Source organism: Acidobacteriota bacterium (assembly GCA_018268895.1).
Lineage (GTDB): Bacteria > Acidobacteriota > Terriglobia > Terriglobales > Acidobacteriaceae > Edaphobacter.
Window position 1 is genome coordinate 312,233 of sequence record JAFDVP010000007.1, and the last position, 14,138, is coordinate 326,370.

Annotated in this window: 12 protein-coding genes and 1 other RNA gene; 5 read left to right on the forward strand and 8 right to left on the reverse strand. The window is 62.2% G+C overall.

The features are described from left to right. Window positions 1–301: 301 nt before the first annotated feature. On the reverse strand, window positions 302–1,090 hold the full coding sequence (locus JSS95_08830) for an anti-sigma factor (GenBank protein MBS1799914.1): 789 nt from the start codon (window positions 1,088–1,090) through the stop codon (window positions 302–304). Then, on the reverse strand, window positions 1,087–1,689 hold the full coding sequence (locus tag JSS95_08835) for a sigma-70 family RNA polymerase sigma factor (protein ID MBS1799915.1): 603 nt from the start codon (window positions 1,687–1,689) through the stop codon (window positions 1,087–1,089). Before JSS95_08835 ends, JSS95_08830 begins: the two co-directional genes overlap by 4 nt. A gap of 118 nt (window positions 1,690–1,807) precedes the next feature. Here JSS95_08835 and JSS95_08840 point away from each other — a divergent pair, with 118 nt between their 5' ends. Further along, entirely contained in the window at window positions 1,808–2,794 is a 987-nt protein-coding gene (locus tag JSS95_08840) for a metallophosphoesterase (GenBank protein ID MBS1799916.1), read from the forward strand. Window positions 2,795–2,796: 2 nt separating this feature from the next. Further along, complete coding sequence (locus tag JSS95_08845; protein MBS1799917.1) at window positions 2,797–3,591, forward strand: heme-binding domain-containing protein; 795 nt, start codon at window positions 2,797–2,799, stop codon at window positions 3,589–3,591. A 269-nt stretch (window positions 3,592–3,860) separates the two neighbouring features. On the opposite strand, the gene JSS95_08850 is transcribed toward JSS95_08845, so the two are convergent. The 3 genes from JSS95_08850 to rnpB form a co-directional block, all read right to left on the reverse strand. Continuing rightward, window positions 3,861–5,108: an ABC transporter permease gene (locus JSS95_08850; protein ID MBS1799918.1), complete on the reverse strand. Its 1,248-nt coding sequence runs from the start codon at window positions 5,106–5,108 to the stop codon at window positions 3,861–3,863. A 1-nt stretch (window position 5,109) separates the two neighbouring features. Next, entirely contained in the window at window positions 5,110–6,333 is a 1,224-nt protein-coding gene (locus JSS95_08855) for an ABC transporter permease (protein MBS1799919.1), read from the reverse strand. A gap of 434 nt (window positions 6,334–6,767) precedes the next feature. Further along, an RNA gene (gene rnpB, locus JSS95_08860) (RNase P RNA component class A) lies at window positions 6,768–7,200 on the reverse strand. 316 nt (window positions 7,201–7,516) lie between these two features. Here rnpB and JSS95_08865 point away from each other — a divergent pair. The 3 genes from JSS95_08865 to JSS95_08875 all read left to right on the forward strand — a co-directional run bounded on the left by JSS95_08865 (window position 7,517) and on the right by JSS95_08875 (window position 11,697). Continuing rightward, window positions 7,517–7,861, forward strand: coding sequence for a PadR family transcriptional regulator (locus JSS95_08865; GenBank protein MBS1799920.1), 345 nt, complete (start codon window positions 7,517–7,519; stop codon window positions 7,859–7,861). A gap of 9 nt (window positions 7,862–7,870) precedes the next feature. Continuing rightward, window positions 7,871–10,573 carry an ABC transporter permease gene (locus tag JSS95_08870; protein MBS1799921.1) on the forward strand — a complete coding sequence of 901 codons (2,703 nt, stop codon included), beginning with the start codon at window positions 7,871–7,873 and terminating at the stop codon, window positions 10,571–10,573. Window positions 10,574–11,037: 464 nt separating this feature from the next. Continuing rightward, window positions 11,038–11,697, forward strand: coding sequence for a chloramphenicol acetyltransferase (locus tag JSS95_08875; GenBank protein MBS1799922.1), 660 nt, complete (start codon window positions 11,038–11,040; stop codon window positions 11,695–11,697). A 53-nt stretch (window positions 11,698–11,750) separates the two neighbouring features. Here JSS95_08875 and JSS95_08880 read toward each other — a convergent pair whose 3' ends face one another. The 3 genes from JSS95_08880 to JSS95_08890 all read right to left on the reverse strand — a co-directional run bounded on the left by JSS95_08880 (window position 11,751) and on the right by JSS95_08890 (window position 14,047). Further along, window positions 11,751–13,031: a histidine-type phosphatase gene (locus tag JSS95_08880; protein MBS1799923.1), complete on the reverse strand. Its 1,281-nt coding sequence runs from the start codon at window positions 13,029–13,031 to the stop codon at window positions 11,751–11,753. A 282-nt stretch (window positions 13,032–13,313) separates the two neighbouring features. Next, window positions 13,314–13,706: a ribonuclease P protein component gene (rnpA, locus tag JSS95_08885; protein ID MBS1799924.1), complete on the reverse strand. Its 393-nt coding sequence runs from the start codon at window positions 13,704–13,706 to the stop codon at window positions 13,314–13,316. Beyond that, a complete protein-coding gene (locus JSS95_08890; GenBank protein MBS1799925.1) occupies window positions 13,703–14,047 on the reverse strand; it encodes a PilZ domain-containing protein in 345 nt (114 codons plus the stop codon). The genes rnpA and JSS95_08890 overlap by 4 nt, the downstream gene beginning before the upstream one ends. Between the last annotated feature and the right edge of the window lie 91 nt (window positions 14,048–14,138).

Below are 14,138 nucleotides of genomic sequence, written 5' to 3' on the forward strand. Positions count from 1 at the left end.
TGTTGTTTCGTTCTACCTGTTTATTAAAAGTGTCAGCCTGAGCGAGCCGCAGCGGAGAGCCTGCCCTGAGCGAAGTCGAATGGGAAGGACCTGCATTGTGCAATTTTCCCCAGCAACAAATCGGCGGGTGCCCATCCTTCACGAAGTGAAGGGTGGGATGAATTTCGTTCGTGCCCGTTCGTGCCTGGTTCCTCCCACCCTTCGCGATGAAACCGCGAAGGGTGGGGCACCCGGCGAAGCGGATTCATCCAAAGCGAGCTTAAGTCGAGGATCGCAACGACGCTTTGTCATGGAAGAACTTTTACTTCGTCTGCACCGATCGAATCCTGCTCACCAGATCGGCGAGCCTTGCCTGATCGGCGTCGCTGACGGCGACGGCTTCGAGGTCGCCAGTGACGAAGCCGTCCACGTGAAAGCCGGAGCGCTCGGCGCGCAAGCCCTTCAATGGAATTGCAGAGGATCGCTGCTGAACGAAGACCGAGACGCGATGCTTGCCGAGGCTATAGAGAAGCTGCGCCACCGGGCGATTATGCAGGTAGGTCAGGTTGGCTCCGTCCAGCGTTGTATCCGCCGGAAGGTTCTCCGGAAGATTGAAGCTGAACGGCAGCTTGCCCTGGAACCACGGTTTGACGGTATGCCTGTCAGACGAGATCACCTGCGGCGGCGCATTGGCTGCGAGTGTGGCGATGTGCTGGTCGCATACCTCGCTTACGGTCTGCGACGACAGAAGAGCTGACCGCTGCCAGACACCGGCACCGATGGCGAGAAAGAGCACAGCGGCAGCTGCGCCCCAACCTAACGTTCCCCACCGGCCTTTATCGGACGACCTTGTCTCCGTCGCGCGACGGGCTTCTTCAGATCGTTCACGCTCCTGCTTTGCCATGCCGGCAAGCCGCTCCTTGAGGCCGGGCGGGGCGGTGTAGCGCTGGCCCGTTCTTGCGACCGTGGTCTTCAGCAATGCCTGTGCCAGCGCGTTTGAGGTGCAGGGCGGGCACGCGGCAAGGTGCTCGTTGACGCTGGCCATTTGCGCGGAAGAGAGCTCGCCGTCGGCCAGCGCGCTTAGGGTTGCCGCACTCAGATGCTCGGTCATGCGCCGGTCCCCCTGACTGCCGGACGATAGGTGTTGAGCGATTCACGCAGTTGCTGCCGCGCGCGCGAGATGCGCGACATCACTGTGCCAATGGGAACGTCGAGTACGGCAGCGATCTCCTTGTACTTCATCTCTTCGACGTCGCACAGCAGAACGACCTCCAGCAGTTGCGGCGGAAGCTGCTCCATTGCCGCTTCGACGGCGGCACGGTCGGACATACGCAACAGGTTTACTTCGGGCGACTGCCTGTCGATCACAGCCTCGGGATACGCAGCGGGGCCGGAGTCGTCCTGCTCGTTCAGCTCATCGTCCAGCGCTACTGTTCTTCGCGCCGCGAGTCCCGCACGTGATGTAAGAAAGGTGTTGCGCAGGATGCGGAAGATCCAGGAGCGAAAGTTTGTGCCTGCTTCAAAACCGGCAAAGCCGCGCAGGCCTTTGAGAAACGTCTCCTGCACCAGGTCCTCCGCCTCGGCTGGATTGCGGCAAAGCCACGAGGCCACGTTATAGAGCGAAGGCAGCAGCGGCAGCGCGAGGTCCTCAAACGCAGGCGTTTGAACCGCACCTTCTGTAGCCGCGCGTTTCCAGGGCAACAACCGCATCGCCTGACTCGCCTCTCCTCTCGCTCTAACGATGAGAACCGGGGGGCCCTGAATTTATTTCATCGCGAATGAAATAAATTCCTCTGCCCGCAGTTTACGTCGGCAGAGGAGCTACGAGATGAAGAATAACGATAACCCCACGCCCACGCACGAGCCATCAACAACAACAGAGACAGCCGCGAACGACGGGATCGACCGCAGAAACTTTCTGAGCTGCATGGCCTGGGCAGGCACCGGCCTGCTGTGGACGATGGCAGGCGGAGTCCCCACGTCCAAACTGTTTGCCGCGACCGGCCAGGCCGCGCACACCGCCAGCTCCAGCTTCAGCTTTGTGCAGATCAGCGACAGCCACATCGGCTTCAACAAGGCCGCCAACCAGGATGTTACGGGCACGCTGAAGACGGCGATCGACAAGATCAACGCCCTCCCCACAGCGCCTGACCTTCTGCTGCATACGGGCGACATCACGCAGTCTTCCAAGGCGAGCGAGTTCGACACCGCGCAGCAGATCGTCAGGGGCGCGCGCGCCGGGCAGACCTTCTACGTTCCCGGCGAGCACGACACCGCCATCGACGACGGCGCGCTGTACCGCGAGCGCTTCGGCAAAGGCACGGTGGGCAACGGCTGGTACAGCTTCGACCACAAGGGCGTGCACTTCATCGGGCTGAACAACGTGCTTCAGATCGATGCCATGGGCAAGCTGGGGCCGGATCAGTTGAGCTGGCTCAAGAAAGATCTCGCAGCGCTCTCCGCCTCGACGCCGATCGTCATCTTCGCGCACATTCCGCTGTGGATGGTCTACCCGGAGTGGGGCTGGGGTACGCAGGACGGCGCGGAGGCGCTCTCGTACCTCAAGCGCTTTGGCTCGGTCACGGTGCTCAACGGCCACATTCACCAGGTGGTGCAGAAGGTCGAGGGCAACGTGGCGTTTCACACCGCAACCTCGACGGCGTTTCCGCAACCTGCCCCGGGCAAGGCTCCGAACGCCGGGCCGATAGTGGTGCCCGCTGGCAAGCTGCGCAGCGTCCTCGGCATCACCGAGGTGAACTACATCGCGCGCCACAGCCATCTCGCCATCATCGACGCATCGCTGGATAAGTCATAGACATGCAACGTTGGAACATTGTCTTTTATTCGACGATAACGCTTGCGCTATCGCTCGTGCTGGCCCGCGTTCATCCCTTCGGTGACGCGGGCCTCTATGCCCAGACAAAGACGCCGCAGAGCAGCATCATGCAGCACTCCTCAGTACCGCCGGAGGTGCGTGCGACGCTGATCGCCAAATGCGCGGACTGTCACTCCACGCAGACGCGCGCGCCATTCTACGGCCATCTCGCGCCGTTCTCCTGGCTGATGGAGCGCGACATCATGAAGGCACGCGACGAGATGAACCTCACCCTGTGGGACACCTACTCCGCCGACAACCGGCAGACGCTGACGGCGAAGATCGTGCAGCAGGCGCGCTCGCGCAAGATGCCCGTATTGCAGTACACACTGATTCATCGCGACGCCAACCTTACCGACGCAGAGATTCAGCGTCTCGTTGCGTGGTCGCACGAGATGTCTCCTGCTACGCCTGCTGACTCCGGAGCGTCGCTTTCGCCGGGCGATGCCGCGCGAGGCAAGCAGGTCTTTGAGAAGCGATGCACCGGATGCCATGCGATCGAAACCAGTCGCGAAGGCCCGGCGCTGGGCGGCGTCTATGGCAGAAAATCAGGAAGCTATGCGGGCTTCGTATACTCCGACGCACTGAAGAAGGCTGGCATCGTATGGAACGACACCACACTCGACCAGTGGCTTACCGATCCCGACGCTTTTGTATCCGGTAACAACATGGACTTCCATGTCGCTAAGCCGCAGGAACGCAAGGACGTCATCGCCTTTCTCAAGACCGTGAAATGAACGATGGCCGGGTACCTACTGTATCCGAGAAAAGTGCCATCCTGAGCGAAGCGGCGCAACCGCGCAGTCGAAAGGACCTGTATTTCGCATCTCCCAAGGAGTAATCCATTGGCACGTGCAAAATGCAGGTCCTTTCGACTTCGCTGCGCTCCGCTCAGGATGACAAAATACTGGGACTGCACTGCCGGGTGCCCCATACGTGCAGTTTCATCGCATGTGTGGGACATTCGCGCAACGCGCGAACCGTCTTCCCCCATCTGCCTCACCGCTCATTCATACCGCAAGGCCTCGATCGGGTTCAGATTGGCGGCCTTCCACGCCGGGTAGATCCCGAAGATCAGCCCGATGCCGCACGAACAGGCGAAGGCCGTGAAGATCCATGCCGCCGACAGCGCCGCCGGAAAGAAGAAGTGGATCGAGTAGCCGATCAGGCTTCCGCCGAGCACGCCGATGATGCCGCCGACGGCGCACAGCGTCATCGCCTCCAGCGTGAACTGCGTCATAATCATGGGCCTGGTTGCGCCGATGGCCTTGCGCACACCGATCTCGCGCGTGCGTTCCGTCACCGAGACCAGCATGATGTTCATCACGCCCACGCCGCCCACCATCAGCCCCACGGCCGAGAGCGACAGCATCAGCGCGAATAAGCCAAAGGTGATCTGGTCCCACAGCCGCGTCAGCGAGTCGGTGCCGAAGATGGCGAAGTTGTCCGGCGCGTCGTTCTTCACCTTGCGCCTGCGCCGCAACAGCTCCTCCAGTTCGTCCTGCACCAGCGCCTTGTTCTTCTGGTCGTCGAACTTCAGGCTGATCCAGTAGTCCAGCACCTCGGGGTGGATCTTGTGGAAGGTCGTCACCGGGAAGTACGCCTTGTTGTCCTCGGGGTTCTTACCTCCTCCAAAGGCCTGCGGACGCTTGCCCATCACGCCGATGACCGTAAACACCATGCCGCTGATGGTGACGTCCTTGCCGATGGGGTCCTGCACGTCGAAGAGCATGTCCGCGGTATCGTTGCCGAGCACGACGACGTTGGCGGCGCGCTCCACGTCGCCGTCTTCAAAGAAACGCCCTTCCTTGATATCGAGATCGTAGACGTCCTTCACGCTCGCCGTGTCGCCTTCGAGCACCGTGCCCTCGATATTTTTGGAGCCGTACTTCACCGCCACAGTGCCCTGCACGCCGCGCTGGTCGCGGTACTGCAAACCCGGCGTTACGGCGACGACGTGCGGCAGGTCTCGCATCGCCATGGCGTCGTCGTAGGTCAACTGCTTGCGCGTCAGCATCTCGGTCGTCGGGCGCACGCCGATCACGGGAAAGCGGAAGACCCAGATGACGTTGGTCCCCAGCGACTCCACCAGGTTCGAGACGTTCGAGTTCAGGCCATTGATGACCGACGAGATGATGATGACGGTCATCACGCCGATGACGATGCCAAGAATCGTCAGGCCGCTGCGCAGCTTGTTGGCGCGCAGTGTGTCGAGCGCCATCGTTACCGTCTCTTTTGTATCGGCGATTCGCATCTCAATCCGCCCTCAACGCCACAATCGGGTCCAGCATGGCAGCCTTTCGCGCAGGATAGACGCCGAAGAAGATCCCCGTACTGGTGGCCATGAACAACCCGGCAAAGACGCTCCACACGGCGACGGCCGAGGGGAACCCGGCGAGGATGGTGACCGCCTCGGCGACGATGATTCCTCCCATCACGCCGAAGATGCCTCCTACCAGCGCCATCGTGCCCGACTCGATCAGGAACTGCATCATGATGTCCTTCGGCCGCGCGCCCAGCGCCTTGCGGATACCGATCTCGCGCGTGCGCTCGGTCACGCTCACCAGCATGATGTTCATGATCACGATGCCTCCGACCACCAGCGCAATCAGCGCCACGCCACCGGCGACGGCGCCGAAGGAGCTTGCGATCATGCTGAAGAAGCCGACCAGCGTGTTGTTCGTGTCCAGCTCAAAGGAATCGGGCGCGCCGGGAGCGTCGTGCCGTTTGGCCCGCACCAGCACCCGCACCTCGTCGGCCGCAGTCTCCAGCACCTCGCCCGCGGCGCCGGCCTTCACGTAGATCGTCAGCGTCTTCGATGTGCCGTAGCTCTGCTGATACGCCGTCAGCGGCACGGCGACCCAGTTGTCCTGGCTGGCGCCGAAGGTGCTCCCCTGCTTTTCGCTGACGCCGATCACGGTATAAGGCTGGCCGTCGACGCGCAGCTCCTGCCCGATAGGGTCGACGCCCGCAAACAGGTGGTCCTGGATGTCGGTGCCGATGATGGCCACGTGCGAGGCGTGCTCCTCATCGGCGTCGGTAAAGCCGCGCCCCTGCTCGATGTTCAGGTTCTGGAGCGAAGGCATCTGCCAGGTATAGCCGCGGATGGTGGTATCGGTCGTCGATTGTGTGCCGCGGACGACCTTGCCGGTCGACGCCTGCTGCGCGCCAATACCCGTGCACAGCTTGCAGTTTGCGGCGACGTACTTGTAGTCGTCGAAGAGGACGTTCTTGCGCTTCTGAAACTTCTGGTACTCCTCGGGGCTGGTGATGATCTGCGGCATCTTCGAGACGGTGAAGACGTCCGCCCCATAACTGGAGAGCTTGGTCGTCACATAGGTGTTAGCGCCGTTGACCAGCGTGACCACAGCAATGACGCTGGTCACGCCGATGACGACGCCCAGCAGCGTCAGCACCGAGCGCAGCTTGTTGGCCCACAAGGACTGCAGGGCGATTTTGACGGCTTCCTTGAATTCCATAGCTGTTTTTTTAACTTCTTCTGGTGATGGACAGGCTTGAGGGTATCAGTCCGGCCGGGGGAATGCGATACCGTCCATCCCACAGAGAATACGTATTTTGCCGGAGAAGGTTCCTCGATTTCGCAGGTTTCCGGCGGTTCTGCTACCCCGACAGTTGTTGGACAATGCCTGGGTGCTCTGCGCAGGATGGTAGGATGGGAAGCAGGAAAAGGAGAGTCGAATGAGTTCGTCGCATGAATCGGAGCCCTGGATCGACCGCTGGTGGCCCGCGCTGGTCATCGCGTTTGGTCTGCTGTTTGTCACCTTCCTGGTCAGCTTCCACCCTCTCGGCTAACCATTGGTCTTCACAGAGCAGGCTGCCAGATGCCTGCTTCCGTCAGGTTTAAATGTTGATGGCCCCGGAACCGTGTTCGCGGTTCACGGGGCCATTCGGTTTTTGCAGACGGCCCGTAAGCCGAATTCTGTTTTAGACGATCATTCCTCTACGCGACGCATTACTGCGGCGCTTTAGCAACCTACCCGCAGGTTTCGGCTGCCCCTTGCGGGGCCTCTCCGCCTGGGCGCACCGGGCCGATACGCCTTTGCCGCCTGGAGAGTGACGGCGAAGTCCCTGCCTATTTGGTCTTGCTCCGTGTGGGGTTTACCATGCCGCGTCTGTTACCAGCCGCGCGGTGCGCTCTTACCGCACCTTTTCACCCTTACCCCAATCTTGCGATTGAGGCGGTATGTTCTCTGTTGCACTGGCCGTCCGGATGGCTTGAACCATCCGTCCCGGACGTTATCCGGCACACTGCCCTGCGGAGTTCGGACTTTCCTCCCCCGCGCTCGCCTTGCGGTCCGCGCGGCAGCGATCGTCCGGCCGCCTGCATGGTTAAAGTCTATCAGGTCAGCAAGGTAGCCGGGTGCCCCATATCTGGCGGTCTTATCGCCAGATGTGGGATCATTTGAGCGAAGCTCGAACCTCTTCCTAACCCACCCAAATTAGGGGTATTACGCTCGGGTGCCCCATCCTTCGCAGTTCCATCGCGAAGGGTGGGATGAACACTCTACAAATCAGCACGAACGTATTCATCCCACCCTTGCTTCGCAAGGATGGGGCACCCGGGCAGTTGTGAGACGAGTAGTGCTGTCCGTCACAAGTAAGTTGACAGATTCAGCGGTCATCGCTACCCTCACCCCTAAGATGATTAGGGAAGAAAACAACGACTCCGGCGCACTCTTGCAAGGCACGTTGGAGATGCTCGTTCTCAAGTCCCTGCTGCGCGGCCCACTGCACGGCTACGCGGTAGCGGAGTGGATCCACCAGACATCGCAACAGTTGCTGAAGGTGGAGGAGGGTGCGCTCTATCCGGCGTTGCACCGGCTCGAACTTCGTGGCCTGCTCAAAGCCGAGTGGGGTGCTTCGGAGAACAACCGCCGCGCCAAGTTCTACCAGCTAACCGCTGAAGGACACAAAAAGCTCACCGCCGAATCGCAGCGCTGGGCGCGGCTCTCAGCGGCAGTAGCGTTTGTCATGCAGGCTTCGTAAGGAGAACATATGCTTCCTGCGATACATGAGTTTTTGGGGCGCATGAAGTCGTTGTTTCGCAGGCAGAGTATGGACCGCGAGATGACGGAGGAGCTGGAGTTCCATCAGGCGCTGATGCGCGAGCGTCTCGAGCGAGAGGGCCGCTCGCAGGCCGAGGCTGTCGCCGCGACGAAACGCGCATTCGGCAACGCCAGCCGCTGGCAGGAGCGGCTGCGCGAGGTATGGCAGTTCCGCGCGCTGGAAAACGTCGTCCGCGACATAAAATTTTCGACTCGCCTGCTGGCGAAGTCGCCGGGGTTTACAGCGATCGCTCTGCTGACGCTTGCGCTCGGCGTAGGCGCGAATACGGCGGTCTTCTCGCTCATCAACGGCCTTCTGTTGCGGCCGTTGCCAGTGCCCGACGCCGCACAGATGGTGGTGCTGCGCACGGAAGAGGGTGGCCCGCAGCCGGAGTACGCGTTCTGTACGCCTTACTTTCGCGGCCTCGAAGCGCGTCGCGATGCGTTTACGAATGTCTTTGCTTACAACGACGACACGCTACAGGTGAAGGGGCCGTCGGGCAACGAGAATATCCGCGGCGCGCTGGTGAGCGGACAGTACTTTGAAGCGATGCAGGTTGCGCCTCTGCTGGGCCGCTATCTGACGCCTGCCGATGACCAGGTTGGCGGAAGCCCGGAGGGGCTCGCCGTTGTCATCAGCGAAGCCTTCTGGAGCCGCTGGTTCGACCGCGCCACCGATGTGGTCGGACGCAAGCTGGTGATCGCCAATACGCCATTCACCGTCGTCGGTGTGATGCCTAAGCGGTTTACGGGAGCCGACCCGACGCAGAGGCCCGAGATCTACGCTCCCCTGTCGGCCGACCCGATCATCGACGCGCCGCGAGACCACATCAACGCCGGGGTTCACGCATGGTGGCTGACGGTGATGGCACGTCTCAAGCCCGGCGTAACGCAGGAGCAGGCCAATGCCGCGCTGCTTCCAGTGTCGATGCCGATCCTGCTTGAGTCGACAAACGATCCCAGGCACATCACGGAAGCGGAGAAGGGTCACTTCCACTTTACGGTCGAGTCAGGCTCCAACGGCTTCGCTTACGTGCGCGTCCTCTTTCGCAAGCCGCTAGTCGCCATGTTCGCCATGTGCGGAGGAATTCTTCTGCTCGCCTGCCTCAACCTGACCAGTCTGCTGATGGCGCGCGGTGCCGCTCGCGAGCGCGAGCTGGCGACGCGGCTCGCACTGGGAGCCACACGCAGCCGCCTGATCCGGCAACTGCTGGTCGAGAGCCTTCTGCTCGCCGTAGCGGGAACCGCATTCGGCCTCGCGCTCGCCCCGGTCGTAAGCCACTCGCTGGCCGTGATGCTGATGGGAGGAAGGGACGCGGCGCAGGGCGTCGCCCTCGATACCTCGCTCGACATGCGCGTCTTCCTCTTCGCAGCGATCATCTCCGTTGCGGCGGCGGTTGTGATCGGCCTTGTTCCGGCACTACAGGCGACCGGCGGCGACCTGAACAGCCACATCAAGGAAGGCCAGCACGCAAGCAACGCGCGCGAACGCAACAAGACGCTCCCGCGTGTGCTGATGGCGTCGCAGGTGGCGCTTGCACTGGTGCTTGTCACGGGCGCGGGGCTGCTGGCGTCGAGCCTGGTCAAGCTCTATCGCGCAGGCCTCGGCTTCGATCCCAAAGGTCTGGTGAACATCACCTTCAGCATGGACAAGCAGCAACTGGATGGCGATCAGCTGATGGAGATATACCGCCAGATCGGCGACGGGCTGCGCGCACAACCCGGCGTGAAGGACGTGAGCTTCGAGTCAATGGTTCCGTTGTCGGCGCGGGGATGGAACGGCTACTACCAGGCCCCCGGCGGAGGTCAGCACCTGCTGTGGCTCAACGGTATCGGGCCCGATTACTTCAAGACCATGAGGACCCCTCTGCTGCAAGGTCGCGAGTTCGCCTGGAGCGATACCAAGGCATCGGGCTCGAAGATGATTCTCAACGAGACTGCGGCAAAGCAGCTCTTCCCCGAGGGCAACGCCGTTGGACGGCAGGTGATCCACACCAGAAGCAAGGCTATGTTCGAGGTGGTGGCCGTTGTGGGAGACACAAAGTATCGCGATGTGCGCACGCCTGCCGGGCCGGTGGCCTACGTGCCCATGCAGCAGATTGAGGAGGCGAAGCCGTCGCTGACGGCCGTGCTGCGCGTCGACGGCCCTGCGGCCCCGCTGGCCGCCGCCGCGCGCTCGCTGGCAGCGCGGCTGGCCCCTGCGATTCCCGCTCCCGTGATGCGTCCCGTCGACGAGCTGATAGAAAGCTCGGTCGGCGCGGAGAGAATGATGGCTGTGCTCGGCCTCTTCTTCGCCGCCTGCGCCCTGCTGGTGACGGCCATTGGCCTCTACGGCACGCTGGCCTACGCCACGGCGCGACGTACCAGCGAGATCGGCATTCGCATGGCCCTCGGGGCACAGCGCTCACGAGTGATGGCGATGATCTTCCGCGAGAACGTTATGGTCGCGGTGATCGGCTGCGGAGCTGGTGTGGCCGCCGCCGTTATGCTCTCAAAGGTGCTCGCGAGCTTTCTGTACGAGACGTCGCCACGCGACCCCGTGGTCTTCGCCGGATCGATCGTAGCGCTGACGGCCGTCGCCTGCGCAGCCTCATTCCTGCCTGCGCTGCGGGCCTCGCGGATCGAGCCGGTCACGGCGATCCGTTACGAGTAAAACCCAGGGTCTCGCACCGAACATCGACCGGTACCCACCCCTTCGCAGATTGATTGCGAAGGGCGTGAATACCTCTCACCCAACGGCTGACGGGAATTATGCCGGCCAGATGCAGTTCGTCACCTATGTCTACGATCAGGACGGGCAGCTCATCACTCGTGCAGGAAACGAAGTCCACACCAATCTTTCGCGGGCAGAATATGCAGCGCTGTTTCGCGGCGGGCTGCATTTCGTTCAGCAGATCAGTGTTCCCGACAAGAAATTATTATCTCCGCATCGGCGTGCACGACATGGATGGAGACCATGCAGGCACAGTGGAATTCCCTGTCGCGGCAGTCCGAAACCTTCCCCCGGAGTCAATAGGCGGTAGCCGGCCCACGAATATCCAAAAATAGAGCGAAGCAGGCAATCGCCTGGGTCTTCACAGCAAACGGGCTCCCGCCCGTCACGGTTAGCATAGGACCATGCAGCAACTCACCGTCGGCAGCAGGCAGCGGATCGATATGGAGACGTGGGAGCGCCGTGCGGTCTTCAACCTCTTCAGCACATTTGCCGAGCCTTACCACGGCGTGTGCCTTCGCGTGGACTGCACGGAGACCTTTCGCTACGCGAAGCAGCATCGCCTCTCAGTGTTTTTGTCGCTGGTGCATCGCTCGCTTGCGGCCGCGCACATGGTGGAGAACTTCAGGACGCGCATCGTCGACGGTGCGGTGTGGCGCTATGAACGGATCAACGGCGGCAGCGCCGTGGGGCGCGCAAACGGAACCATTGGCTTCGGTCACTACAATTTTCACGATGACATCGGGGAGTTCGTGACCGAAGCCTCGCGCGTCGTGGACGAGGTGAAGCAGCGCGACGATCTGGACCGCTATCCCGACGTGAATCTGATTCGCTACTCGGTGCTGCCGTGGTTCGACTTCACCTCGATCTCGCACGCGCGCGATCTCTCGGGCAACGACTCCGCCCCGCGCATCACCTTCGGCAAGATCACCGAAGCGGATGGCCGCACTACCATGCCGGTGTCGATCCACGTGAACCATGCGCTGACGGACGGCCTGCACGTTGCACAGCTCGTCGAGCACTTTCAGAGGCTCTTGAATGGGCCAGAGTTAAGGCTCGGCTAGGGAGCCTCTTATTTGGTCCGCAAAGATCCCCTCAGCGGCTAGAGCGGTTTTCCTCAGGGGGTCGAGATGCTACCGGGTCTGGTTGCGTTCGCCACTACGGCAGTGAAGTCGTTGAGCGAGCAGGCGTAGGCGGGTGCAGGGCCGCTGCAGTTGGGGATGTAGATGGGCGAGATGGAAGGTTTCAGGCCGCCGGTGAGCGGCGTGAGGTTGCGGATCTGGTCGAGTGTCTGCGCGATGAAGAAGGCCTCGACGGTATCCGCATTGGTGCGGGCGTTGTGGTGCAGCTCGAAGACGAGCGCGGAGCCGGGCGGGGTGGCGTTGAAGGTCTCGTCGGAGACGAGCCAGTCGATGCGCAGCAGGCCGCCGAGCCAGGTGAGGTTGGCGTCGTGCGCGGAGAGGAAGTAGAAGCGCGGCAGGTCGGGCATCGTTTCAATGTGCGTGCCGGACTCTGTCTCGTGCGCCTTCGCTCTCAGTATGGAGCTTATTCTTTCCGCAAGTGGCCCCGCGGCCTGCTCGGCGTAGTAGGGCGTGCGCAGGATGAAGTCGTGGTAGCGCGTGTTCATCTCCATCAGCCGGTCGAGTGTGGGGCGTGAGACGCGGCCCCAGCCGACCTGCTGCATCGGCAGCCCTTCGACGTATTGGAGGAGGAAGTTTTCGGCGAAGTCAGCGCCCAGGGCGACGGCGCTCTCCTTGCTTGAGTCGCGGGGCACCAGCCGCGCGTTCGGACGCGCGGAGCCGGGCTGGCTCATGGTGGGTGCGGTGGCGACTTCGAGCATGGTGGCGCGAAAGTCGGGCTGGTTCGGCTTGCAATCCTTGTCGCTCGCGCTGCATGTGGTCAGGATGCTGTGCATCTCGGTGAGCGGCGCGGCGAAGGCGTGCTCGAACCACGCGGGCTGGTTGCCCATGCGCCCGCCGAGGGCGTCGGCGAGTCGCGCGCGGTCGAGGGTAGCGGGGTCCTGCGCGAGATCGGTGTGAACATCGATGACGCAGTTGGGCACGACAGCTGAGAGCGTTGCCTTTGCCGAGGCAATCGTGCGCGAGGTGTTGGTGGACTCGACGGAGATGCTGTCGCATCCGGCGCTGAGCAGCGAGGCGTAGCGCTGGCGGTAGAACTCACCCATGCGCCTGAGCGCGTCGATGCCGTGCGGCGTGAGTGTGCCTGGGGAGACGGACCATGCGGGCCAAGGCAGCGCGTTGAAGGCGCTGGAGCGCGTCTCGTTTTCGATGGGCGCGCGGACCCCATGACGTGCGAGGACGACGACGGCGCGGACCTCGTCGCCGGTTTGCGCGAAGGCCGGGAGGGCGAGCGAGAACAGAAGGGCGATGCGGAGCATGAGGTGCCTCGTTTGAGGTGCGTGGCCAGTTTACGCGCTTGCGCTCGCACGAATGAACCCATCGTTCCCTCCCACCCTTCGCGATGCGAGGATGAGGCAACCAGCGCGGCTTCGCTCAGTTGAAGGAGGCGGAGATGGGTTCATCCCGCCCACACGCTGTCATCCGGAGCGAGCGTTCGCGTTTTTGCGAACGCGGAGTCAAAGGACCTGCATTTTTTCTCTGACCTCGTAAAGCGTTGCCGGGGGGCAAAACGCAGGTCCTTCGACTTCGCTGCGCTCCGCTCAGGATGACAACTTTACGGGTTTCCCTGCCTGTTTACTCTCTGTCTTCTGAATGTTGCGGAAGACCTGCGCGACCTCGCGGCTTAGTGTGGCGAAGTCGAGATCGATGACGGAGCGGCGCGGGTGCAGGATGACGTCGACCGGCAGCGCGAGTTCGTGAAGGTTGCGGCGCACGGCCTCGCGCATACGGCGCTTGATGCGGTTGCGGTCGACGGCCTTGCCCATCACTTTTCCGACGGTGAGTCCGACGCGGGGAGTGGGTTCGATGAAATGCGAATCGGCCGGGCGCGCGGCGACAAAGTAGCTCATCTGCTTCGAGAACTGTTTGCGGCTGGCCTGGTAGACGCGCTGGTAGTCAGCGTGTTTGCGCAGGCGGAAGATGAGCGCGGTCATGGGATCAGTTTATCGGAGGTGTCCAGTTCGGCGATGAGTTCGGCCAGTTGCGCATGATTGCGGCCGCTGAGCTTGAGCAGCTCGACGCCCAGCGTGTTGTCGGGGTTGACGCGGCGGACGATGCAACTGGCGCGGAAGCAGAGATGGTTGATCTCGAAGCGCAGGTCGATGACATCGCCAGGCCGGTAGCCGGTGGAGAGGTTCGGCTGAAGCAGGCAGCCGTCGAGGCAGAGATCGAGGATACGTCCTCGGCGCAGGTACCAGTTGTGGACGCGGAAGTCGGCGGGGCCATGGCAGCCGTAGCGAGGTGAGCGGCGGCGCTCTTTGGATGGCGGCGGCATTTGCTGTTGTTTATCGGCTGCCGGTGGCGGGTGGTTTAGCACGTTTGCTGCGCAAGGATGGGGCACCCGGCCATCTACTCGCATAAACTGG

Bases quoted from the DNA above. Each gene is read 5' to 3' on its own strand.
- JSS95_08830 (MBS1799914.1), bottom strand. From the start codon at position 1,090: ATGACCGAGCATCTGAGTGCGGCAACCCTAAGCGCGCTGGCCGACGGC.
- JSS95_08835 (MBS1799915.1), bottom strand. From the start codon at position 1,689: ATGCGGTTGTTGCCCTGGAAACGCGCGGCTACAGAAGGTGCGGTTCAA.
- JSS95_08840 (MBS1799916.1), top strand. From the start codon at position 1,808: ATGAAGAATAACGATAACCCCACGCCCACGCACGAGCCATCAACAACA.
- JSS95_08845 (MBS1799917.1), top strand. From the start codon at position 2,797: ATGCAACGTTGGAACATTGTCTTTTATTCGACGATAACGCTTGCGCTA.
- JSS95_08850 (MBS1799918.1), bottom strand. From the start codon at position 5,108: ATGCGAATCGCCGATACAAAAGAGACGGTAACGATGGCGCTCGACACA.
- JSS95_08855 (MBS1799919.1), bottom strand. From the start codon at position 6,333: ATGGAATTCAAGGAAGCCGTCAAAATCGCCCTGCAGTCCTTGTGGGCC.
- JSS95_08865 (MBS1799920.1), top strand. From the start codon at position 7,517: ATGATTAGGGAAGAAAACAACGACTCCGGCGCACTCTTGCAAGGCACG.
- JSS95_08870 (MBS1799921.1), top strand. From the start codon at position 7,871: ATGCTTCCTGCGATACATGAGTTTTTGGGGCGCATGAAGTCGTTGTTT.
- JSS95_08875 (MBS1799922.1), top strand. From the start codon at position 11,038: ATGCAGCAACTCACCGTCGGCAGCAGGCAGCGGATCGATATGGAGACG.
- JSS95_08880 (MBS1799923.1), bottom strand. From the start codon at position 13,031: ATGCTCCGCATCGCCCTTCTGTTCTCGCTCGCCCTCCCGGCCTTCGCG.
- rnpA (MBS1799924.1), bottom strand. From the start codon at position 13,706: ATGACCGCGCTCATCTTCCGCCTGCGCAAACACGCTGACTACCAGCGC.
- JSS95_08890 (MBS1799925.1), bottom strand. From the start codon at position 14,047: ATGCCGCCGCCATCCAAAGAGCGCCGCCGCTCACCTCGCTACGGCTGC.